Origin of the sequence: Enterobacter sp. 01-M-02-SI-ECC, from assembly GCF_047530595.1 — a bacterium.
GTDB classification, from domain to species: Bacteria; Pseudomonadota; Gammaproteobacteria; order Enterobacterales; family Enterobacteriaceae; genus Enterobacter; species Enterobacter cloacae_M.
This window is the reverse complement of the sequence record NZ_JBLKCZ010000007.1, coordinates 60,247-81,935: the sequence shown is the minus strand read 5'-3', so window position 1 is coordinate 81,935 and position 21,689 is coordinate 60,247. Positions and strand designations below refer to the sequence as shown.

Below are 21,689 nucleotides of genomic sequence, written 5' to 3'. Positions count from 1 at the left end.
TTCTCCTTTATTACATCTTCTCGTACGGCTTAAAGCGCTGCTGCAGGCCGCGCAGCTGATCGATACGCGCGTCGTAACGGGCCTGCTGGAGGCTGCCGAGCTTGACCTGCGAGCTGGCGCTGCTGAGCGCGGAAATCGCCTGATCGAGGCGGCCCACCAGGGCAAAACCTTCGGCACGCGCCGCCAGCTCCTGATCGCGGTTGCCGAGCTGGGCTTGCGCCTGAGCGAGCAAATCCCAGCCGTTTTGATCATCTTTATTGTTAAAGGTATAGCGGTTCAGAATGGTCGCCGCTTCGCCAGGCTGACCGCCCTGTAAGTAAGCGTTCGCCAGGTTAAGCTGCAGCACCGGGTTGGTACGGACGTCTTTCGCCCCCTTCAGACGGTTAATCGCATCGGCCGTTTTCTTCTGGCCCAGATCGATATCCGTCGACAGATCGAGGTACCACGGGTTGTTCGGGTCGGCAGCCAGAAGCGGTTGCAGCGCTTTGCGCGCCTCGTCGTATTTGCTGGCTTCCATCGCCTGGAGCGCCTGACCATACTGCGCGGCGTTTTTCTCACGCACGTTGCCTTTCGCCAGGGTATCCAGCAGGTCGCTGGTGAGCTGGTTACGCCCGGAATTGTACATCCCAAGCGTTCTCACTTTCGCCATGTAGAAATCCTGCGAAGACTGAACCACCACCGGACGCATCTGGTTGGCACGGTTACGGGCGTCCGACAGGCGGCTTTCCGGCAGCGGGTGGGTCAACAGAATTTCCGGCGGACGGGAAGAGTAACGCGCCTGATCGAGCAGTTTTTCGAGGAAGCTCGGCATGGCCTGCGGGTCAAAGCCCGAGCGCTGCAGCACCTGAATCCCGATGCGGTCCGCTTCCTGCTCGTTTTGTTGGGTAAAGCTGATCATCCCCTGCCGTGTTCCCGCCAGCGTACCGGTCAGCGCTGCCATCCCGGCCTGCGGGCTGGCCATCGCCAGCAGAATAGAGCCCAGCGCGCCCACCCAGGTGAGGGGAGCGTTACGTTTCTGGTCTTCCATCGCACGCGCCAGGTGACGCTGTGTGACGTGCGAAATTTCGTGCGCCATTACCGAGGCCAGCTGGCTTTCATTGTCGGAATAACGGAATAACGCCGAATGCAGCACCACGTTACCGCCAAAGAAGGCGAAGGCGTTGATTTCGTCATTATTGATTAAATAGAAGTGGAAGGGGGTTTTTACCGAGTCGGCGTGCGAAACCAGGCGCATCCCCAGCCCGTTAATGTACTGTACCAGCAAAGGGTCGTTAATCAGCGGGGCGCTACCGCGCAGCTGGCGAACATAGTAATCCCCCATTTGCATCTCTTGCCCAATAGAGAGCGTGCTTCCTGCTGTGGTGCCCATGTCCGGCAATGAATCGGACGAGTCAGCAAAAGCGGGCAACACCTGACCGACCGTCACCGCGGCAATCAGTGTTGCAACCAGTGTTTTTCTCAACTGCCTGAACATAACCACTGTCCTGTATGTTGGATGTGCTAATTTGACCGATGAACCGGCATAACGTTCATCTCTGCTGCTCTGCGAGTGTAGCCGTGTTACAGCATGAAGAAAATCCCATTCATCAGGCTTTTGCGGATTGCGATCGGGATACAAAAAGCGAAAGTCTTTTTTGTGACAGTTAGATACAATTCACCGTCTCACTCCCGCCATTCGATTCAGGGAAGGGTTGTATGCTCGAAATGTTAATGCAGTGGTACCGGCGTCGGTTCAGCGACCCGGAAGCCATTGCTTTGTTGGTTATTCTGGTTGCCGGGTTCGGTATTCTGTTCTTCTTCAGCGGCCTGCTTGCCCCTCTGCTGGTGGCGATTGTGCTGGCGTACCTGCTGGAGTGGCCCACGGCGCGTCTGGAACATATCGGCTGTTCCCGCCGCTGGGCGACCAGCATCGTGCTGGTGCTGTTTGTCGGCATCCTGCTGTTAATGGCTTTTGTGGTGATGCCTGTCGCCTGGCAGCAGGGAATTAACCTGATCCGCGACATGCCCGGCATGCTGAACAAGCTGTCTGATTTTGCCGCCACGCTGCCGCGCCGTTATCCGGCCCTGATGGATGCCGGAATTATCGACGCGATGGCCGAAAATATGCGCGCCCGCATCATGACGATGGGCGATTCGGTGGTGAAGTACTCTCTGGCCTCGCTGGTAGGGCTGCTGACGCTGGCGGTTTACCTTGTGCTCGTGCCGCTGATGGTCTTCTTCCTGGTGAAAGATAAAGATCAGATGCTCAACGCCGTGCGCCGTATTCTGCCGCGCAACCGCGGTCTGGCAGGGCAGGTCTGGGAAGAGATGAACCAGCAGATCACCAACTATATTCGCGGCAAGGTGCTGGAGATGATTGTCGTGGGGGTAGCCACCTGGATTGGCTTCCTGATTTTCGGGCTGAACTACTCGCTGCTGCTGGCGGTGCTGGTGGGGCTGTCGGTCCTGATTCCGTACATCGGCGCGTTTGTGGTGACCATTCCGGTTGTTGGGGTCGCGCTGTTCCAGTTTGGGCTGGGCACAGAGTTCTGGAGCTGCTTTGCAGTGTACCTGATTATTCAGGGCCTGGACGGTAACCTGCTGGTGCCGGTGCTGTTCTCCGAAGCGGTGAACCTGCATCCGCTCGTGATTATCTTATCCGTGGTGATTTTCGGCGGGCTGTGGGGATTCTGGGGCGTGTTCTTTGCGATTCCGCTGGCGACGCTGATTAAAGCCGTGGTCCACGCGTGGCCGGATGTGCCGGCGGTGGAAGAGAAGTAGTTTTTGTGCGGCCCGATGCTCTCACTCCGACCCTCTCCTATGGGAGAGGGGGAAAACACTAAAAACGGCAACCTGGGTTGCCGTTTTGCTGTTTATCAGGCGTTCTCTTTCAGCCAGTTCAACACCACGTCGTGGTGGTTGCTGGTTTTAAAGTCGTCAAACACATGTTCAACTTTACCGTCAGCGTCAATCAGGAAGCTGATGCGGTGAATGCCGTCGTAGGTTTTACCCATAAACGTCTTCTCGCCCCAGACGCCGAACTGCTCGCATACCTGATGGTCTTCATCAGAAAGCAGCGTGAAGTTCAGCAGCTCTTTTTCAGCAAATCGTGACAGCTTTTCTGGTTTATCCGTGCTGATACCCAGCACTTCCACGCCGACTTTTTTCAAGTCGTCCATGTTGTCGCGTAAGCCGCAGGCCTGTACGGTGCAGCCGGGGGTCATGGCTTTCGGGTAGAAATAGACCAGAACACGCTGTCCCTGGAAGTCGGTCAAATTTACTTGCTCGCCGTCTTGATCCGGTAAGCTAAATTTCGGTGCGATGTCACCGGCTTTCAGTGGGTTCATTACTCAACTCCATCCTGTTCGTGCTGCGAATAATTGACGACGCTTATACTGCCCTGCGCGTTTAATTCTGTACAGAGGGCTTTGAACGCTTGCTCGATATTTGACGCATCCTGTGAGGCAGGGCTGTGCGCGGTAATTTGAATAAACAGCACCGGAAGACCATCGTCATCGCTTGTCTGCGTACGGGAAACCAGTTCGGCAATATTCATCTGATGGCTGTCAAAAAGCGCCGTGAAACGCTCAATCAGATGCGGAGAATCAGGCACTTCAACCTGTACCCAGACGGTAGAAGGCAGTGCCGGACGCGGACGCGCGGTGGTGCGCTTCATGACAATCAGCAAATCCAGTTCGGCCCCTTTCAGCGGCAGGGTCGATTCAATCAACGTAATGGCGTTCCATGTCCCGGAAAGCAACATAATAAATGTGAACTCTTCGCCAAGCATCGCCAGACGGCTGTCTTCGATATTACAGCCGCAGCTGCTTACGTGACGGGTGATGGTGTTCACGATACCCGGCCTGTCGGCACCCAGCGCAGTGATAACCAGGTAATGTTGTGATGAGGTTGTCAAACCTGTTCTTCCTTTGCATGGTTAAGTCTTCCTAAGGAAAGCATAAAAAAAACATGCATACAACCGCCTGAGAGCCTCAGGTCGCTTGCTTTTATTACAGTTCCAAACGTAACATTGAGGCTCTTGTTCGCACAGAGGATGGCTCATGTTCACGGGAAGTATTGTCGCGCTTGTTACACCGATGGATGAAAAAGGTAATGTCTGCCGGTCAAGCATGAAGAAGCTCATTGATTACCATGTCGCCAACGGAACCTCGGCGATCGTTTCGGTAGGGACTACCGGTGAATCCGCAACGCTGAGCCACGACGAGCACGGCGATGTGGTGATGCTGACCCTGGAACTGGCGGACGGACGTATTCCGGTCATCGCGGGGACAGGGGCTAATGCAACCGCAGAAGCTATCAGCCTGACCAAACGTTTTAACGACAGCGGCATCGTTGGCTGTCTGACGGTGACCCCATATTACAACCGTCCTACTCAGGAAGGTTTGTTCCAGCACTTCAAAGCCATCGCTGAACATACTGACTTGCCACAAATTCTGTATAATGTGCCGTCCCGTACCGGTTGCGATATGCTGCCGGAAACCGTTGGTCGTCTCTCGGAAGTAAAAAATATTATCGGTATTAAAGAGGCGACAGGGAACTTAAGCCGCGTTCATCAGATCAAAGAGCTGGTTTCAGACGACTTTATCCTGTTGAGTGGTGATGATGCGACCGCGCTGGACTTTATGCAGCTCGGTGGTCATGGCGTGATCTCCGTAACGGCAAACGTTGCGGCGCGCGATATGGCAGAAATGTGCAAACTGGCCGCAGCCGGTCACTTTGATGAAGCGCGTGTCATTAATCAGCGTCTGATGCCGCTGCACAATAAATTATTTGTCGAACCCAATCCGATCCCAGTGAAATGGGCATGTAAGGAGTTGGGACTTGTAGCATCCGACACGCTGCGTCTGCCAATGACACCGATTACCGACCACGGTCGTGACATCGTCAGGGCGGCGCTGAAGCATGCCGGTTTGCTGTAGAGTTTAGGGAGATTTGATGGCTTATTCAGTACAGAAGTCGCGCCTGGCGAAGGTTGCGAGTGTTTCGCTTGTTATGCTGCTCGCTGCCTGTAGTTCAGATTCGCGCTACAAGCGCCAGGTGAGCGGTGATGAATCCTATCTGGATGCGACCCCGCTTGCTGAACTTCACGCACCGGCTGGTATGATCCTGCCGATTCAGAACGGCGATTATAATATTCCCGTGACCAACGGCAGCGGCCTGGTCGGTAAAGCGCTTGATATTCGTCCGCCAGCACAGCCTCTGGCGCTGGTCAGCGGGGCGCGTACCCAGTTCACCGGTGATACGGCGTCTCTGATGGTTGAGAGCGCGCGCGGTAGCTCGCTGTGGCCGCAGGTTGTCAGCGTCATTCAGTCGAAGAACTACACTATCGATAAACGCGATGACGCCAGCCAGACGTTAACCACCGACTGGGTCGAATGGAACCGTCTGGATGAAGACCAGCAGTACCGCGGTCGCTATCAAGTCTCCGTAAAACCACAGGGTTACCAGCAGGCGGTTAACGTTAAGCTGTTGAACCTGGAGCAGGCGGGTAAACCGGTTGCGGATGCCGCGTCCCTGCAGCGTTACAGCACCGAAATGCTGAACGTGATTGCCGCGGGTCTGGATAAGACCGCTACCGATGCCGCCAACGCCGCGCAGAGCCGCAACGGCGCGACCTTCGATGTACAAAGCGGTGCGGATGATACCGGCCTGCCAATGCTGGTGGTGCGTGCACCGTTTAATCAGACCTGGCAGCGTCTGCCAGCGACGCTGGAAAAAGTGGGCATGAAAGTGACCGACAGCACGCGTTCAACCGGCAGCATGACGGCAACGTATAAGCCGCTCTCCGACAGCGCATGGCAGGAACTGGGCGCGAAAGATCCTCAGCTTGCCTCCGGTGACTACAAGATTCAGGTAGGCGACCTTGATAACCGCAGCAGTCTGCAGTTTATCGATCCAAAAGGTCACACGCTGACCCAGTCGCAGAACGATGCGCTGGTCGCTGTCTTCCAGGCAGCATTCAGCAAATAAATACGAGGGCTGGTGAATCCAGCCCTTTTTATTTTAGTGCTACGCAAACGTGTGCGTGGCATAATATCCCCAGTTTTGAACACAAATCATCACACCAGGAGTAATGAAGATGCAGAAGCAAGCTGAGTTGTATCGTGGCAAAGCGAAGACCGTATACAGCACGGAAAACCCGGATCTGTTGGTGCTCGAGTTCCGCAATGATACGTCAGCAGGGGATGGCGCACGCATTGAGCAGTTCGATCGTAAAGGCATGGTGAACAACAAGTTTAACCACTTCATTATGACCAAACTGGCCGAAGCGGGCATCCCGACCCAGATGGAAGCGTTGCTGTCCGATACGGAATGTCTGGTGAAAAAACTGGATATGGTTCCGGTTGAGTGCGTTATTCGTAACCGTGCGGCGGGCTCCCTGGTGAAGCGTCTGGGCATTGAAGAAGGTATCGAACTGAATCCACCGCTGTTCGACCTGTTCCTGAAAAACGATGCCATGCACGACCCGATGGTCAACGAATCCTACTGCGAAACCTTCGGCTGGGTGAACCAGGAGAACCTGGCGCGCATGAAAGAGCTGACCTACAAAGCCAACGACGTGTTGAAAAAACTGTTTGATGACGCGGGTCTGATCCTCGTCGACTTCAAGCTGGAGTTTGGTCTGTTCAAAGGCGAAGTGGTGCTGGGCGATGAGTTCTCACCGGACGGTAGCCGCCTGTGGGATAAAGAAACCCTGGATAAAATGGACAAAGACCGTTTCCGTCAGAGCCTGGGTGGTCTGATTGAAGCGTACGAAGCGGTTGCTCACCGTTTAGGCGTTAAGCTCGACTAACTTCCTCACTTGCCAAAGGATGTTTGCATCCTTTGGCGTCTTACCTTTGTTTCCTATGGTAATCTTGCCGTTAACCGCCTACGATCATAGCTATTATAAATGGAATAGTTCGAGGTGGTTATGCGCTGGCAAGGGCGTCGTGAAAGTGACAATGTAGAAGACAGACGCAGTGATGGTGGCGGCGGTCCTTCAATGGGTGGGCCAGGCTTCCGGTTACCCAGCGGCAAGGGCGGTATCATCCTGCTGATTGTGGTTTTAGTCGCGGGTTATTACGGCGTTGACCTCACCGGGTTAATGACCGGTCAGCCGCTGCAGCAGCAGGAACATTCTCAGCGCTCCATCAGCCCGAATGAAGATGAAGCGGCCAAATTTACCTCCGTTATTCTCGCCACAACAGAAGACACCTGGAGTCAGCTGTTTGAGAAGATGGGGCGTACCTACCAGCAGCCGAAGCTGGTGATGTACCGGGGGGCAACCCGCACCGGATGCGGTACCGGGCAATCTGTGATGGGGCCGTTCTACTGCCCGGCAGACGGCACCGTCTATATCGATCTCTCTTTTTACGATGACATGAAACGCAAGCTTGGCGCCGACGGTGATTTTGCCCAGGGCTACGTGATCGCGCATGAAGTCGGCCATCACGTGCAAAAGCTGCTGGGGATTGAGCCAAAAGTGCGCCAGCTCCAGCAAAATGCGTCTCAGGCGGAAGTGAACCGCCTTTCCGTTAAAATGGAGCTGCAGGCGGACTGCTTCGCGGGCGTCTGGGGCCACAGCATGCAGCAGCAGGGCGTGCTGGAATCCGGCGATCTTGAAGAGGCGTTAAATGCCGCTCAGGCTATCGGTGATGACCGCCTTCAGCAGCAAAGCCAGGGGCGCGTCGTGCCGGACAGCTTCACTCACGGTACCTCACAGCAGCGCTATAGCTGGTTTAAACGCGGCTTCGACAGCGGCGATCCGGCGCAGTGTAATACCTTCGGCAAAGCGATGTAATGCTGCAGTTTGAACAACTGATAAGCGAGCTTGAGCGCACCGGCCATCGTCGGCTGGTGGTGCTCAGCGGCGAGGCGCAGTGGACGTTAACCCAGGCGCTGGCCCTGCGTGACGCCTTGCCCGGAGACTGGGTAAGGCTTGACGAACATCCTTCAAAAGCCATCAGCGGTCTGCTGGGACGCGAGTTCCGGCATGCCGTTTTTGACGCCAGCGCCGGGTTTGATGTCGCCGCGTTTGCCGCCCTGAGCGGAACGCTAAGCGCCGGAAGCCTTCTGGTGCTGCGGGTTCCGCCGCTCGACGCGTGGTCCGGGTTGCCAGACAGCGATTCACTGCGCTGGAGCGACAGCGCAGAAGCGATAGCCACGCCGCATTTTGTCCACCATTTCTGCCGGACGATTGCCGTCGATCCCGACGCGATTGTCTGGCTTCAGGGCCGCGCGTTTTCCCTTCCGCCTTTACCCGACGCGCCAGACTGGCAGCCTGCCAGCGGCGCACCGCAGCGCGAGCAGGCTGAGATCCTGGATGTGCTGCAGGGGATGGCGGAGGGCATCGTGGCCGTTACCGCCGCGCGCGGGCGCGGAAAATCAGCCCTGGCAGGCATGTTGCTGAACCGCATTGCGGGCAGCGCCGTGGTTACCGCGCCGTCGAAAGGGGCGACGGATATCATCGCCCGCTTCGCCGGAGAGCGTTTTCATTTTATGGCCCCGGACGCGCTGCTTGCCTCTTCACGCCGGGCTGACTGGCTGATTGTTGATGAAGCCGCTGCTATCCCCGGACCTCTGCTGGAAAAGCTGGCTGTTCGTTTCCCTCGCGTGTTGTTGACCACCACGGTGCAGGGCTATGAAGGGACGGGCCGGGGATTCCTGCTTAAATTCTGCGGTCGATTTACCGGGCTGCAGCGCTACAGCTTATCTACACCGGTACGCTGGGCGGCGGGCTGCCCGCTTGAGCGGGTTGTCGCCAGCGCGCTGCTGTTTGACGATACGCTGATCGACCGCCGCCCGGAGGGAGAGGTGCGTTTAACCTCCCTGACCCCGGAGGCCTGGGAACGCCGCCCGGCGCTTGCAGCGAGCGTATACGAACTCCTCTGCGCGGCGCATTATCGCACCTCGCCGCTCGATTTACGCCGCATGTTGGACGCGCCCGGGCAGCAGTTTGCCGTTGCAGAAACGGACCCGGATATCGCCGGGGCGCTCTGGCTGGTGGAGGAGGGCGGGCTCTCCCCTGAGCTTAGCCGCGCCGTGTGGGCAGGATACCGGCGTCCGCGCGGTAACCTGGTGGCGCAGTCTCTGGCGGCGCACGGCGGCTCTCCGCTGGCGGCGACGCTCAGAGGACGACGGGTCACCCGCATTGCCGTACATCCTCACCGTCAGCGGGAAGGGATTGGCCAGGCACTTGTTCGCAGCGCCAGCGGCGAAGATTATCTGTCGGTGAGCTTCGGCTATACCGATGAGCTTTGGCGTTTCTGGCAGCAGTGCGGGTTTGTGCTGGTGCGGATGGGCAGCCATCGTGAAGCCAGCAGCGGATGCTACACCGCGATGGCGTTGCGGCCGCAGAGCGAGGCCGGGCGTCAGCTGTGCGAGCAGGCGCAGCGGCGTCTGAAGCGCGATGCGCGGGTATTATCGGCCTGGAACGGTGAAAAGATCCCCGTGGAAGACGGCTGGGAAGCTACCCTTAATAATGACGACTGGCTGGAGCTGGCGGGGTTTGCTTTTGCGCATCGGGCGTTTTCAACCTCGGTTGCCGCACTGACGCGGCTGTTGTTAACCGTGGACATGCCGCTGCCGGCCCTGCGTGGGAAAATGGAAGGGAAAGTGGAAGACGTCGGGCGAAAAGCGTTGCTGGCAACGTTGCGGAGTGAAACTGCGCAAGCGATTGAAAGCCTTGACTATCCGCGCTGCCAGCAGTTGAAAGAAGACATTTTGCAATGGCAATTTTTTCAATGACTTCTTCAGTAAAGTGGCATGGTCATTCACGTCGGGAGGCGTAGAATCCAGGTCATCTATTAAGGAGACCACCATGAAACACGACCATTTTGTTGTTCAAAGCCCTGACAAACCGGCTAAACAGTTACTGCTTCTGTTTCATGGCGTTGGCGATAATGCCGTCAATATGGGTCAGATTGGCAGCTGGTTTGCGCCCGTTTTTCCGGAGGCATTGATTGTCAGCATCGGTGGCGTAGAGCCATGTGGTCCGAACGGACGCCAGTGGTTCTCTGTTCAGGGCGTAACGGAAGAGAATCGTCAGGCTCGCATCGACGCCATCATGCCCACCTTTATCGACATCGTCCGCTACTGGCAGCAGCAGAGCGGCGTGGGTGCCGACGCGACCGCGCTGATTGGCTTCTCGCAGGGGTCAATCATGTCGCTGGAAAGCGTAAAAGCGAAGCCGGGTCTGGCGTCACGCGTCATTGCGTTTAACGGCCGCTTTGCGACGTTACCGACAAGCGCGACCACGCAGACCACGATCCACCTGATCCACGGTGGTGAAGACCGGGTGATTGAGCTCTCGCATGCGGTTGCCGCCCAGGAAGCGCTGATTCGCGAAGGTGGGGACGTGACGCTGGATATCGTGGACGATCTGGGCCACGCGATTGACGACCGTAGCATGCAGTTCGCGCTCGATCGTTTGCGCTATACCGTACCGAAGCACTACTTTGATGAAGCGCTCAGCGGCGGTAAGCCGGATAACGATGATATTGTAGAGTTTATGTGAGGTTTACCCCTCTCCCGGGGAGAGGGGAAACTTAACGATTACTTCTTTTGGTCCTTGTTCGGCCAGTCGTCGTCATCGTCCCACTTGTCGTTAAAATCACGGTGCGGGGGAAGATCCGGTTTGTTGGCGAGAAATTTTTTATGGTCAACGCGCTTAAGATCTTTAATCACGTTCAGCAGTACGCCAACCAGAAAAACTAACACCAGAATCCACCAGTACTTTGAAAGCCAATCCATTCGCTATTCCTCTCAGAGCGTTCGTCAGGCGACGAGTTGCTCCATAATACGTTGATACATACGGGCCAGCAGTTGCAAATCTGCCGCATTGACACACTCATTGATTTTATGAATGGTTGCGTTCACTGGACCCAGTTCGACAACCTGGGCGTCCATACGGGCGATAAAGCGTCCGTCTGAGGTGCCACCCGTTGTCAGCAGCTGTGGCTTAATTTCATTATAGTGCTCGATGGCGTTCACCACCGCATCCACCAGTTTGCCACGCTGCGTCAGGAACGGCTGGCCGGAAAGCCACCACTCCACGGTGTAGCGCAGGTGATATTTTTCCAGGAGGGCGACGACGCGCGCCTTGATCGTCTCATCGGTCAGTTCGGTGCTGAAGCGGAAGTTAAACTGGACGAAGTAATCACCCGGGATCACGTTGTTGCTGCCGGTCCCGGCCTTGACGTTCGCGATCTGCATGCTGGTCGGCGGGAAGAATTCGTTGCCTTTATCCCACTCTATGCCCACCAGCTCGCTCAGCATCGGCGCAGCGCGATGAACCGGGTTATCGGCCAGATGCGGATAAGCAACGTGCCCCTGAACGCCGTGAATGGTCAGGTTACAGGTCAGCGAGCCGCGGCGCCCGTTTTTGACGACATCGCCCACCACTTCGGTACTGGACGGCTCACCAACCAGACAGTAGTCGAGACGCTCGTTACGCGCCATCAGCGCTTCAACGACCTTCACGGTACCGTTATGGGCGCTGGCTTCTTCGTCGGAGGTGATTAAAAACGCCAGACGGTTTTTGTGGTTTGGATGCTGAGCCACAAAGCGTTCTGCCGCCACGACCATCGCCGCCAGCGAGCCTTTCATGTCTGCCGCGCCGCGACCAAACAGCATGCCGTCGCGGATAGTCGGCTCAAACGGCGGGTTGATCCAGCGATCCGCGTCACCGGCGGGAACGACGTCAGTATGCCCGGCAAAGGCCAGCGTTTCACCCTGGCCGCGCCACGCCCAGAAGTTCTGGGTATCGCCAAAATCCATGCGTTCAACGGTAAAACCGATGGCACGCAGGCGCTCAATCATAAGTGCCTGACAACCTGCGTCGTCCGGGCTAAGGGAAGGACGGCGAATAAGCTGCTGAGTCAGCTCAATGACCGGGCATGACATAAACTACACCTCAACGAAAAAAGTCGGAATAAAGGGTTTCACTGAAACCCAGCAGCATAGGCTGCCCTGGCGCGCAGAGCAATGGGCGTTTGATAATTGCCGGCATCTCGAGCATCAGTTTTGCCGCGCTGTCGGCGTCGTTGATGCTGGCGCGCAGAGATTCGTCCAGCTTACGCCAGGTGGTGCCGCGCGTGTTCAGCAGTGCTTCCCACCCCAGTTCGCCGATCGCGCTATGCAGAAATTCTGCATCAAGCCCGTCGGCACGGTAATCGTGGAAGCGATACTCCACGCCGTTTGCTTCCAGCCAGCGGCGGGCTTTTTTGATGGTGTCGCAATTTTTAATGCCGTACATCACAATCATGGTGAATCCTTTTGACCTAATGATGATTAAATGTTCAGTAAATTCGAAGATATATCCTTAAGTGGAATATAACACATTCAGGAATCGTCTGGATTTACATTTCTTCTTAATTCAACTCACATCTGTACGCTGAATATTCTTTCACCCTTTAAGCATAGATGTCCATAAAGTTTAAATTTCGAATAAACTCAGCGGGTAAAATAAAACTCACCCGTTTGGAGGGTTATTTCAAAATATTGCCAGCCGTCACAAAAAATTGAGGCCTCTCCGTTCATATTTATCATAAATCCCCGCAGGACGTGGGGTACAATCACAGCAATTGGTTAAATAGTCTTCACAATGATGGTCCGTTTTTGTAGAATGCGCATAATAATAAGAGAGGTTGTTATGATTGAACGTGAACTGGGGAACTGGAAAGATTTTATCGAAGGCATGCTTCGTAAATGACATTCAGTAAGAATTGCAAGAGCACTAAAATAAGTAAAATAACCATAGTGTGAATTAATCACACAATAAAAAGGCGGCCGATAATGCCGCCTTTTTTTATTTCAATCACTTACTCAGCGCGTTCCTTTAGCGGGAAGCGACGACGCACCAGCACAAAGAACAACGGCACGAAGTAAATGGCCAGAATGGTTGCCGAAATCATGCCGCCCATCACCCCCGTCCCGACGGCATGCTGGCTGCTGGAGCCTGCGCCCGTACTGGTCGCCATCGGCAGTACGCCAAAGACAAACGCCAGCGACGTCATCAGGATCGGGCGTAAGCGCTGACGGCAGGCGTGCAGCGTGGCGGCCATCAGCTCGTGGCCTTTGGCATTCATCTCGTTGGCAAATTCAACGATCAGAATGGCGTTTTTCGCCGATAGCCCAATTACGGTGAGCAGACCCACCTGGAAATAAACGTCGTTCTCGAGGCCGCGCATCCAGGTCGCCAGCAGCGCACCGATAACCCCAAGCGGCACGACCAGCATGACTGAGAACGGGACTGACCAGCTTTCATACAGTGCGGCAAGGCAGAGGAAGACCACCAGCAGAGAAAGTGCGTAAAGTGCGGGAGCCTGCGCGCCGGAGAGACGCTCCTGGTAGGACATGGCCGTCCACTCCAGTCCAAAACCGGCGGGCAGCTGCTGCACCAGTTTTTCCATGGTATCCATAGCGGTACCGGTACTGACGCCCGGCGCGGCTTCCCCGACGATTTCAACCGCAGAGTAGCCGTTATAGCGCTCCAGACGCGGCGAACCGCTCTCCCAGTGCGAGGTCGCAAAGGCAGAGAACGGCACCATGCCGCCAGCGTTATTCCTGACAAACCAGCGGTTAATATCGTCCGGCAGCATGCGGAACGGCGCGGCGGACTGGACATACACTTTTTTCACGCGGCCGCGATCCATAAAGTCATTCACATAGCTCGAGCCCCACGCCGTTTGCAGGGTGTCGTTGATATCGTTGATCGAGACGCCCAGCGCCTGCGCCTTACGCTGATCGATATCCACCTGCAGCTGCGGGCTGTCGTCAAGACCGTTGTGGCGAACGCGGGTCAGGTCAGGATCGTTGCCCGCCAGCGCTAACAGCTTATCGCGTGCCGCCATCAGCGCCGTGTGGCCCGCACCGGCGTGATCCTGCAGCTCCATATCAAACCCGGCAGAACTGCCCAGACCGCTTATCGCCGGCGGGCTGCTGGCGAAGACGCGCGCCTCTTTAATATGCGCAAAGGCTTTTGTCGCACGTTCAATGATGGCGAATGACGTTCCGGTTTCGGTATCGCGCTCGTCCCAGTCCTTCAGACGGACGAACATGCGGGCGACGTTCTGCCCGTTTCCGCCCGGGCCAGAGCCCACGGTGGAGAAGACCGACACAACGTTATCTTTCTCTTTGGTGAAGAAGTACTGCTCCACTTTCTGGACCACTTTCAGCGTCTGCTGCTGCGTTGCGCCGCTCGGGAGCTGAACCGAGGTGGTGAACATGCCCCGGTCTTCCATAGGCAGGAACGAGGTGGGGAGATGCATAAACAGCCAGACCATGCCGCCCAGCACCACCACATAAATCATCATCCAGCGCAGGCTGCGGTGAAGCACTCGCCCGACGGCAGATTCATATCGCGCGGCATTGCGGTTGAACATCCGGTTAAACCAGCCGAAGAACCCTTTTTGACCGTGATGCTCTCCTTTGTGCAGCGGCTTCAGGATTGTGGCGCAGAGCGCGGGGGTAAGGATCAGCGCCACCAGCACGGAGAGAACCATCGCCGAGACGATGGTTATTGAGAACTGACGGTAAATCGCCCCGGTTGTGCCGCCAAAGAAGGCCATCGGGATAAAGACGGCCGACAGCACCATCGCAATACCGACCAGCGCCCCCTGAATTTGCCCCATGGATTTGCGCGTCGCCTGGCGCGGCGAGAGTCCTTCTTCGCTCATGATGCGCTCGACGTTTTCAACCACCACGATGGCATCATCCACCAGAAGGCCGATTGCCAGCACCATCGCAAACATCGTCAGGGTATTAATGCTGTACCCGAACGCGTAAAGCACCGCAAAGGTCCCCAGAAGCACCACCGGGACGGCAATGGTGGGGATCAGCGTCGCGCGGAAGTTTTGCAGGAACAGGTACATGACCAGGAACACCAGCGCGATGGCTTCCAGCAGGGTCTTCACCACGTCCTCAATCGATGCTTTTACGAAGGAGGTGGTTTCATAGGCGACTTTGTACTCCAGCCCGTGCGGGAAATACTGTGAAAGTTCGTCCAGGCGGTCCAGCACCAGTTTCGCCGTGGCCATTTCGTTTGCGCCGGATGCCAGTTTAATTCCCAGACCGGAGGCCTGATTGCCGTTAAAGCGGCTCAGGTAGTCGTATTTCTCCGCCCCCATTTCCACCGTGGCGACATCGCCCAGACGCACCTCCGACCCGTCCTGATTCACGCGCAGGGTAATGTTGCGGAACTGGTCCGGCGTCTGCAGCAGAGATTGTGAATTAATGGTGGCGTTCAGGGCTTGCTTATCGACGGACGGCGTTCCCCCCAGCTGCCCCACCGCAATCTGGGCGTTCTGGGCCTTGATGGCATTCGTCACGTCGGTTGCCGTCATCTGGACGCTGTTCAGCTTGTTGGGATCGAGCCAGATGCGCATAGAGTATTGTGAGCCGTAGGCGTCGATATCCCCGACGCCGTTGATACGGCTGATGGGATCCTGAATATTACTGGCGACGTAGTCCGCGATGTCCTGTTTATCCATCGAGCCATCTGTTGAGACAAACGCGATGGTCAAAATGTTGGTATCACCGGTTTTACGCACGGTCACGCCCTGATTCTGCACCGCCTGGGGCAGCTTGCGCATGGCCGACTGCAGCTGGTTTTGCACCTGCTGCACCGCTTCGTCCGGGTCCGTGCCCGCCTTAAAGCTCAGGGTCACCGTCGCCTGGCCCGTGGCGCTACTTTGCGAGGACATGTACATCAGGTTATCCAGACCCGTCATGTTCTGCTCGATAACCTGCGTCACGGTGTTTTCCAGCGTTTGTGCGGAAGCGCCGGGGTAGTTTGCCGTTACGCGCACGTTAGGCGGTGCCAGATCGGGGTATTGCTCAACGGGAAGTGAAGTAATCGCCAGGACACCTGTCAGACACAACAGGATGGCAAGCACCCAGGCAAAAATGGGGCGATCGATGAAAAAATTCGCCATGAAAGAGTGACCTCGTTTTGCTGCACGTCATTATTGTTTATTGCCCGCATAACTTTAGCGGTAAGGCCCAGGCCAAACGTGGAGAAATAAAGGAGATAATGTAAATTATCATGCGCTTTTTCCTGCGCGTCCTCCTTTACCGTTATTTACCCGTTAACGGCGCGTGCGCCGGGAACGTCACGCTGACCAGCGTGCCGCCGTTTTGCGGCTGCGAGAAGTGCAGCATCCCGCCGAGCCGCTGCGCGCGTTCGCGCATAATGTTCAGGCCGTAGTGTCCCGGCGGCTCGCTGGCTTCGCCAATCCCGATGCCGTTGTCACGAATGCTGACGCTGTGCGTACCGTCCATGGCGGTCACGCAGCTGACCGTGATCTCGCTGGCCTGCGCGTGCTTAATGGCGTTCAGCACGGCCTCACGCACGATCTGCAGCAAATGCACCTGCTTTTGCGCGTCCAGCGCCAGCGAGGAGAGACGGCAGTCGAGATGCAGCTTCGCCTGCGTCTGGCTCTGAAGGACGTCGAGAGACTCCTGCAGCGCCGCGGGTAAGTTCGCGTGGTTCAGCGTCAGGCGGAAGGTGGTGAGCAGCCCGCGCAGCTGCTGCCAGGCATTGTTCAGCTCGCGGGAGAAGTCGGTGATGATGGTCTGCGCCGGGATATTTTCCTCGGGCACTGCGCGTTTGAGCAGCGCAAGCTGAATGCGCAGATACGACAGGACCTGCGCCAGCGAATCGTGCAGCTCGCGGGCAATGGTGGCGCGCTCTTCCATCAGCAGCAGCTGCTGGTAATGTTTTTGCGCCTGGTTAAAGTACAGCCCGCGCCCGAGCATGGTCGCCACGCTTCTCATCAGCGGAAGGGGAACGCTGTCCGTCTCGCTTTGCCAGCGCAGCTCGCCATAAAGGGTGTCCTGCATCAGTACCGGCAGGTGCTGCAGAGGAATGCCATGTGACTCCGTCCCTTCAGACAGCCGCCAGTCGTCGCTGGTGCGCAGTTCGAGATAATTCATCTGCGTATAGTCATGGACAATCTGCAGGATATGCCGAAAGCAGTGGCTGTCTATCTGGCCGGTATTCAGCGCCTGAGAGCATTTGAACAGCATGTCGAGCTGCTGGTGGGCTTCATGCAAATGCCGCGTCTTTTCCGCGACCGAGGCTTCGAGCGAACGGTAGAGCGTAGCCAGTTCGGCGGACATGTGGTTGAAGGCGCGGGAGAGTTGGCCCAGCTCGTTCGGCAGGGCGGTATCCGGCGCCGGGGTTGTAAATTCCCCGCGCTCAACCCGTTCGCTGGCCGCCACCAGATTGTTAAGCGGCAACACCACCTGGCGACGGATGCGTCGCAGCGTAAACAGCGTCAGCAGCAGGATCCCGAGAGCGCCCGCCAGCGAGAGCAGGGTCACCGTCTGAATTTTATGTTCGGTGTAGTGCTGAAGGGCGAGCACAAAGGCATCAATGCGGCCGACAAAATCCTCAATGTGGGTTTGATACCACGCGCTGTCGCCGCGGGCGATGCGCGCATCCATTTCCAGCCACGCCACGTGCAGCTGCTGGTAGCGCGCTTTTACATCGTCCGGGACGTACCAGCGGTTCAGCTTCTGCAGGGCAGGCGCGTTCAGCGTCCGTTGCCAGCTGTCGCGATGCGCGGCAAGGGAAGGGCTGTTGCGCTGCATCTCGTAGCCCAGACGATAGCTCTGCATGCGCAGCGAACCCGCGATATTAATGGCTTCGGCGTCACGCTGGCTGCTGGCAAGCGTCAGCAGCGCGACGGTGCTGGTCAGCACGGATAAGGCAATTATCGAAAAGAAAGCCCAGGCAAGGCTCCCGGAAACGGGTCGTTTGACGGTCACAGAACGGCTCTCTGAATAAAATTGATCTGCTACAGGTTCACTGTAAATAATTCGGCATTCCGGGCATTTGAACATTGCCCGATCGTGCCGTGATGCGTAAATACCATATTCATATAAAGAATAAGGTTATTGAACCAAAAACAGGTGTGGTTATGAATCGTTTTATTATGGCTAACAGCCAGCAGTGCATCGGGTGTCGCGCCTGCGAAGTGGCCTGCGTGATGGCGCACAACGATGAGCAGCACGTCCTGAGCGAGCGCCATTTTCATCCCCGTATTACGGTCCTGCGAGCCGGCGAGAAGAGTAGCCCCGTCACCTGCCATCAATGTGAAAAGGCGCCCTGCGCGCAAAGCTGCCCGAACGGCGCCATCAGCAAATGCGATGACAGCGTACAGGTGAATCAACAAAAATGCATCGGCTGTAAGGCCTGCGCGGTGGCCTGCCCGTTTGGCACGATGGAGATTATCGTCACCCCGCTCGACAGCGGCAGCGTGAAGGCTTTGGCGAATAAATGCGATCTCTGTCTGACGCGGCCACGCGGCCCGGCCTGTATCGAAAATTGCCCTGCAGACGTTCTCTCCCTCGCGACGCCTGCTGTCCTTGATAATCTGGCGAAATCGCGCCGCCAGCGCACGGCCTGCCTGGAAGCGCAGCCCTGGCATGCGGAGGCCGTCAGAGAAGACGCTTCGCGCACCAAACTGCAGCAGATGCAAACAACCCCGCCACGCGGCGAGCCCGATAAACTCTCTGCCGCAGAGCGTGTGGGCCATTTTAACGAAATTTACCTGCCGTTCCGGGACGAGCAGGCCGCCCGCGAGGCGTCGCGCTGCCTGAAATGCGGCGAGCACAGCATTTGCGAATGGACCTGCCCGCTGCATAACCACATCCCGCAGTGGATCGAGCGCCTCAACGCGGGGGATATCGCCGGCGCGGTCGAGCTTTCTCATCAGACCAACTGTTTACCTGAAATTACCGGTCGCGTCTGTCCGCAGGACCGATTATGCGAGGGTGCCTGCACAATACGTGAAGAGGCGGGATCCGTGACCATCGGTAACATCGAGCGCTATATCTCCGATCGCGCGCTGGCGATGGGCTGGCGACCGGATATGTCCGCCGTCACGCCGTCAGGTAAACGAGTCGCGATCGTCGGCGCCGGGCCCGCCGGGCTGGCGTGCGCCGACGTGCTGGCGCGCCGCGGAGCGAGTGTGACGGTCTATGACCGGCATCCGGAAATTGGCGGATTGCTGACCTTTGGCATCCCGGCATTCAAGCTGGACAAATCGCTGCTCGCGCGGCGCAGAGAGATATTTACCGCGATGGGGATCCGCTTCGAGCTGAACTGCGAGGTGGGCCAGGACGTGTCGATGTCGCAGTTAAAGCAGGATTACGACGCCCTGTTTATTGGCGTGGGAACCTACCGCTCGATGAAGGCGGGTATCCCGCACGAGGACGCGCCTAGGGTCTATGACGCGCTGCCTTTCCTGGTGGGCAACACGCGACACGTTATGGGGCTGGAGGCGACGGCCAGCGAACCGTTCATCGACACCCATGGCTTAAACGTGGTGGTGCTTGGCGGCGGCGATACCGCGATGGACTGCGTCCGCACCGCGTTACGCCACGGCGCGGCGAAGGTAACCTGCGCCTATCGTCGGGATGAGGCCAATATGCCGGGCTCGAAGAAAGAGGTGAAGAACGCCCGAGAAGAGGGCGCGGCGTTTGAATTTAACGTTCAGCCGGTTGAGCTGACGCTGGATCCGAACGGTAAGGTCAACGGTATCCGGATGCTGCGTACCGAGCTCGGTGAACCGGACGCGCAGGGACGGCGTCGGCCCGTTCCGGTAGCGGGCAGCGAGTTCGAGATGGCGGCAGATGCGGTCATCATGGCGTTTGGTTTTAACCCGCACGCGATGCCGTGGCTGCAGGCGCAGGGTGTCGAAACGGATGACCGGGGGCGGATCGTTGCGTCGGTTGAGAGCCGCTACCGTTATCAGACGACTAACCCACAGATCTTCGCCGGAGGCGATGCGGTACGCGGTGCGGATCTGGTGGTGACCGCAATGGCGGAAGGACGTCATGCGGCGCAGGGGATACTCGACTGGCTTGGAGTTAACGCGCCAAAACATCATTAAACCGGCGGGCGACAAAGCGGGATTCACGGCGTAGTATAGGACGACTCATTGTGTTGTGGAGCCCGTATGACCCTGAAAATTGACGTTATCAAAGACAAAATTCTCTCTGAAAACTACTTTGTCCTGCGTAACATCACCTATGACCTTACGCGTAACAACGGTGAGGTGATCCGCCACAAACGCGAGGTCTACGACCGAGGCAACGGGGCAACCATTCTGCTCTATAACCGTGAAAAGCAGAGCGTGGTGCTGATCCGTCAGTTCAGGGTGGCGACATGGGTTAATGGCAACCCTGACGGACGTCTGATTGAAACCTGCGCGGGCCTGCTCGATGATGATGAGCCGGAAGTTTGTATCCGCAAAGAGGCCGTGGAAGAAACTGGCTTCGAAGTGGGCGAGGTCAAAAAGGTCTTCGAGCTGTTTATGTCGCCGGGCGGCGTAACGGAAATTGTGCATTTCTTCATCGCGGAATACAGCGACGCGCAGCGCACTCACCGCGGCGGTGGCGTGGAGGATGAAGATATCGAAGTGCTGGAGCTTCCTTTTGCCCGGGCGCTGGAGATGATGCGTTCAGGCGAAATCAGGGATGGTAAAGCGGTGATATTACTGCAGTATTTACAGACAACCGGGCTGATGAACACCACTTTCGAACGGATATAGCCTGTTTTTCGGGTATATCTGATAAATCCGATTGAGCAGCCCCGGCGGGAACACGAAGATACTGCCCAGTTAAGCGTTTTCGTTCCGGGATTGTGTCATTCATGCGCTACAGCGTCTTTTTGTTTTACCTGTTTTGTGTGCTCCTCGCGCCGCAGGTGCGGGCTGCACCTGCCCAGCAAGCCTTCTCCGACTGGCAGGTAACCTGCAATAACCAGAATTTTTGCCTCGCACGCAATACCGGTGAACACCGTGGTCTGGTAATGACGCTCACCCGTAGCGCCGGGGCGAAAACGGACGCCACGCTGCGTATCGATCTCGGCGGTCTTGATGCGCCCTCGGTCAAAGAGCCAGAGATTGCCCCCCGGCTGCTGCTGGATAACGTTCCCCTGAAGCTGGACAAACAGCGCTGGCAGCTCACGCCCTGGCATCTGAAAACGGACGATGCGGCCACCATCACCGCCTTTCTGAAAAACATCCAGGAAGGGAAGGCCCTGACCCTGAGCGACGGTAAGCAGGTTATTTCACTGAGCGGTCTGAAAGCCGCGCTGCTGTTCATTGATGCGCAGCAAAAGCGCGTCGGTAGCGAAACCGCGTGGATCAAGAAAGGTGACGATCCGCCGTTAAGCGTTCCGCCTGCTCCTGCCCTTAAAAAGGTGGCGGTCGTCAACCCGACCCCGACGCCGCTCTCCCACGCCGAACTGAACGACCTGCTGGACTATGGCACCGGGCGGATGAACGCCAGCCAGTGCTCGCTGGATCCTAACCGTCGGGAAGTACGCGTCACCGCGTTAACCGATGACAAAGCGCTGCTGATCGTTAGCTGCGAGGCGGGGGCCTATAACACGGTCGATCTGGCGTGGCTGGTATCGCGTAAAAAACCGTTCACCGCACGCAGCGTCAGGCTGCGTCTGCCGTTTACGCCGTCAGGCGACGGGAGCGAAATGGAGTTGATGAACGCCAGCTTCGATGAAAAGACGCGCGAGCTGACAACGCTCGCGCTGGGGCGCGGTTTGGGCGATTGCGGGATCCAGACGCGCTGGCGTTTTGACGGCCAGCGTTTCCGCCTGGTGCGCTACGCCGAGGAGCCCAGCTGCGACAACTGGAACGGGCCAGATGCCTGGCCCACGCTATGGATCACGCGCTAGT

19 protein-coding genes are annotated in these 21,689 nt (G+C 57.1%); 11 read left to right on the top strand and 8 right to left on the bottom strand.

The annotated features are described in order from the left end of the window. Window positions 1-10: 10 nt before the first annotated feature. Window positions 11-1,474 carry a beta-barrel assembly-enhancing protease gene (gene bepA, locus ACMWLG_RS11785; protein WP_023308761.1) on the bottom strand — a complete coding sequence of 488 codons (1,464 nt, stop codon included), beginning with the start codon at window positions 1,472-1,474 and terminating at the stop codon, window positions 11-13. Between the two features lie 221 nt (window positions 1,475-1,695). On the opposite strand from bepA, the gene ACMWLG_RS11780 reads away from it, so the two are divergent. Next, window positions 1,696-2,760 (top strand): AI-2E family transporter, encoded by a 1,065-nt coding sequence (locus ACMWLG_RS11780; protein ID WP_033146172.1) that lies wholly within the window; start codon window positions 1,696-1,698, stop codon window positions 2,758-2,760. A 95-nt stretch (window positions 2,761-2,855) separates the two neighbouring features. Here ACMWLG_RS11780 and bcp read toward each other — a convergent pair whose 3' ends face one another. Both bcp and ACMWLG_RS11770 read right to left on the bottom strand, forming a co-directional pair. Then, window positions 2,856-3,326, bottom strand: a complete 471-nt coding sequence (gene bcp / locus ACMWLG_RS11775) for a thioredoxin-dependent thiol peroxidase (protein WP_023308759.1) — start codon at window positions 3,324-3,326, stop codon at window positions 2,856-2,858. Continuing rightward, window positions 3,326-3,895: a glycine cleavage system transcriptional repressor gene (locus ACMWLG_RS11770; protein WP_045399725.1), complete on the bottom strand. Its 570-nt coding sequence runs from the start codon at window positions 3,893-3,895 to the stop codon at window positions 3,326-3,328. The genes bcp and ACMWLG_RS11770 overlap by 1 nt, the downstream gene beginning before the upstream one ends. A gap of 145 nt (window positions 3,896-4,040) precedes the next feature. Here ACMWLG_RS11770 and dapA point away from each other — a divergent pair, with 145 nt between their 5' ends. The 6 genes from dapA to ypfH all read left to right on the top strand — a co-directional run bounded on the left by dapA (window position 4,041) and on the right by ypfH (window position 10,498). Further along, window positions 4,041-4,919: a 4-hydroxy-tetrahydrodipicolinate synthase gene (gene dapA / locus ACMWLG_RS11765; protein ID WP_023308757.1), complete on the top strand. Its 879-nt coding sequence runs from the start codon at window positions 4,041-4,043 to the stop codon at window positions 4,917-4,919. Between the two features lie 16 nt (window positions 4,920-4,935). Beyond that, window positions 4,936-5,970: an outer membrane protein assembly factor BamC gene (bamC, locus tag ACMWLG_RS11760; RefSeq protein ID WP_045399727.1), complete on the top strand. Its 1,035-nt coding sequence runs from the start codon at window positions 4,936-4,938 to the stop codon at window positions 5,968-5,970. Window positions 5,971-6,079: 109 nt separating this feature from the next. Next, window positions 6,080-6,793: a phosphoribosylaminoimidazolesuccinocarboxamide synthase gene (purC, locus tag ACMWLG_RS11755; RefSeq protein ID WP_032659350.1), complete on the top strand. Its 714-nt coding sequence runs from the start codon at window positions 6,080-6,082 to the stop codon at window positions 6,791-6,793. Window positions 6,794-6,913: 120 nt separating this feature from the next. Next, window positions 6,914-7,783 (top strand): neutral zinc metallopeptidase, encoded by an 870-nt coding sequence (locus ACMWLG_RS11750; RefSeq protein WP_029739971.1) that lies wholly within the window; start codon window positions 6,914-6,916, stop codon window positions 7,781-7,783. After that, a complete protein-coding gene (locus ACMWLG_RS11745; RefSeq protein ID WP_045399731.1) occupies window positions 7,783-9,729 on the top strand; it encodes a tRNA(Met) cytidine acetyltransferase TmcA in 1,947 nt (648 codons plus the stop codon). The genes ACMWLG_RS11750 and ACMWLG_RS11745 overlap by 1 nt, the downstream gene beginning before the upstream one ends. 73 nt (window positions 9,730-9,802) lie before the next feature. Beyond that, window positions 9,803-10,498, top strand: a complete 696-nt coding sequence (gene ypfH, locus ACMWLG_RS11740; RefSeq protein WP_023308752.1) for an esterase — start codon at window positions 9,803-9,805, stop codon at window positions 10,496-10,498. Between the two features lie 38 nt (window positions 10,499-10,536). On the opposite strand, the gene ACMWLG_RS11735 is transcribed toward ypfH, so the two are convergent. The 3 genes from ACMWLG_RS11735 to ACMWLG_RS11725 are packed head-to-tail and all read right to left on the bottom strand — an operon-like array spanning window position 10,537 to window position 12,247. Beyond that, window positions 10,537-10,734 (bottom strand): hypothetical protein, encoded by a 198-nt coding sequence (locus tag ACMWLG_RS11735; protein WP_023308751.1) that lies wholly within the window; start codon window positions 10,732-10,734, stop codon window positions 10,537-10,539. Between the two features lie 24 nt (window positions 10,735-10,758). After that, entirely contained in the window at window positions 10,759-11,886 is a 1,128-nt protein-coding gene (gene dapE, locus ACMWLG_RS11730; RefSeq protein WP_045399734.1) for a succinyl-diaminopimelate desuccinylase, read from the bottom strand. A gap of 10 nt (window positions 11,887-11,896) precedes the next feature. Next, window positions 11,897-12,247, bottom strand: coding sequence for an ArsC family reductase (locus ACMWLG_RS11725; RefSeq protein WP_023308749.1), 351 nt, complete (start codon window positions 12,245-12,247; stop codon window positions 11,897-11,899). A 387-nt stretch (window positions 12,248-12,634) separates the two neighbouring features. Here ACMWLG_RS11725 and ypfM point away from each other — a divergent pair, with 387 nt between their 5' ends. Further along, window positions 12,635-12,694 (top strand): protein YpfM, encoded by a 60-nt coding sequence (gene ypfM / locus ACMWLG_RS11720; protein ID WP_015572204.1) that lies wholly within the window; start codon window positions 12,635-12,637, stop codon window positions 12,692-12,694. Between the two features lie 109 nt (window positions 12,695-12,803). Here the strand turns inward: ypfM and acrD are convergent, their stop codons facing one another. Both acrD and narQ read right to left on the bottom strand, forming a co-directional pair. Continuing rightward, window positions 12,804-15,917 carry a multidrug efflux RND transporter permease AcrD gene (gene acrD, locus ACMWLG_RS11715; RefSeq protein WP_045399737.1) on the bottom strand — a complete coding sequence of 1,038 codons (3,114 nt, stop codon included), beginning with the start codon at window positions 15,915-15,917 and terminating at the stop codon, window positions 12,804-12,806. A 142-nt stretch (window positions 15,918-16,059) separates the two neighbouring features. Then, on the bottom strand, window positions 16,060-17,754 hold the full coding sequence (gene narQ, locus ACMWLG_RS11710) for a nitrate/nitrite two-component system sensor histidine kinase NarQ (RefSeq protein ID WP_045399789.1): 1,695 nt from the start codon (window positions 17,752-17,754) through the stop codon (window positions 16,060-16,062). A 152-nt stretch (window positions 17,755-17,906) separates the two neighbouring features. On the opposite strand from narQ, the gene aegA reads away from it, so the two are divergent. The 3 genes from aegA to ACMWLG_RS11695 all read left to right on the top strand — a co-directional run bounded on the left by aegA (window position 17,907) and on the right by ACMWLG_RS11695 (window position 21,688). Further along, window positions 17,907-19,883 carry a formate-dependent uric acid utilization protein AegA gene (gene aegA / locus ACMWLG_RS11705; protein WP_045399739.1) on the top strand — a complete coding sequence of 659 codons (1,977 nt, stop codon included), beginning with the start codon at window positions 17,907-17,909 and terminating at the stop codon, window positions 19,881-19,883. 66 nt (window positions 19,884-19,949) lie between these two features. After that, complete coding sequence (gene nudK, locus ACMWLG_RS11700) at window positions 19,950-20,543, top strand: GDP-mannose pyrophosphatase NudK (RefSeq protein WP_023308745.1); 594 nt, start codon at window positions 19,950-19,952, stop codon at window positions 20,541-20,543. A gap of 101 nt (window positions 20,544-20,644) precedes the next feature. Next, window positions 20,645-21,688, top strand: coding sequence for a DUF1176 domain-containing protein (locus ACMWLG_RS11695; RefSeq protein WP_045399741.1), 1,044 nt, complete (start codon window positions 20,645-20,647; stop codon window positions 21,686-21,688). Window position 21,689: the final 1 nt, after the last annotated feature.

What these genes read in the sequence shown, in the direction of transcription:
- bepA (WP_023308761.1), bottom strand. Translation starts at nt 1,474, where the DNA reads ATGTTCAGGCAGTTGAGAAAAACACTGGTTGCAACACTGATTGCCGCG.
- ACMWLG_RS11780 (WP_033146172.1), top strand. Translation starts at nt 1,696, where the DNA reads ATGCTCGAAATGTTAATGCAGTGGTACCGGCGTCGGTTCAGCGACCCG.
- bcp (WP_023308759.1), bottom strand. Translation starts at nt 3,326, where the DNA reads ATGAACCCACTGAAAGCCGGTGACATCGCACCGAAATTTAGCTTACCG.
- dapA (WP_023308757.1), top strand. Translation starts at nt 4,041, where the DNA reads ATGTTCACGGGAAGTATTGTCGCGCTTGTTACACCGATGGATGAAAAA.
- bamC (WP_045399727.1), top strand. Translation starts at nt 4,936, where the DNA reads ATGGCTTATTCAGTACAGAAGTCGCGCCTGGCGAAGGTTGCGAGTGTT.
- purC (WP_032659350.1), top strand. Translation starts at nt 6,080, where the DNA reads ATGCAGAAGCAAGCTGAGTTGTATCGTGGCAAAGCGAAGACCGTATAC.
- ACMWLG_RS11750 (WP_029739971.1), top strand. Translation starts at nt 6,914, where the DNA reads ATGCGCTGGCAAGGGCGTCGTGAAAGTGACAATGTAGAAGACAGACGC.
- ACMWLG_RS11745 (WP_045399731.1), top strand. Translation starts at nt 7,783, where the DNA reads ATGCTGCAGTTTGAACAACTGATAAGCGAGCTTGAGCGCACCGGCCAT.
- ypfH (WP_023308752.1), top strand. Translation starts at nt 9,803, where the DNA reads ATGAAACACGACCATTTTGTTGTTCAAAGCCCTGACAAACCGGCTAAA.
- ACMWLG_RS11735 (WP_023308751.1), bottom strand. Translation starts at nt 10,734, where the DNA reads ATGGATTGGCTTTCAAAGTACTGGTGGATTCTGGTGTTAGTTTTTCTG.
- dapE (WP_045399734.1), bottom strand. Translation starts at nt 11,886, where the DNA reads ATGTCATGCCCGGTCATTGAGCTGACTCAGCAGCTTATTCGCCGTCCT.
- ACMWLG_RS11725 (WP_023308749.1), bottom strand. Translation starts at nt 12,247, where the DNA reads ATGATTGTGATGTACGGCATTAAAAATTGCGACACCATCAAAAAAGCC.
- acrD (WP_045399737.1), bottom strand. Translation starts at nt 15,917, where the DNA reads ATGGCGAATTTTTTCATCGATCGCCCCATTTTTGCCTGGGTGCTTGCC.
- aegA (WP_045399739.1), top strand. Translation starts at nt 17,907, where the DNA reads ATGAATCGTTTTATTATGGCTAACAGCCAGCAGTGCATCGGGTGTCGC.
- nudK (WP_023308745.1), top strand. Translation starts at nt 19,950, where the DNA reads ATGACCCTGAAAATTGACGTTATCAAAGACAAAATTCTCTCTGAAAAC.
- ACMWLG_RS11695 (WP_045399741.1), top strand. Translation starts at nt 20,645, where the DNA reads ATGCGCTACAGCGTCTTTTTGTTTTACCTGTTTTGTGTGCTCCTCGCG.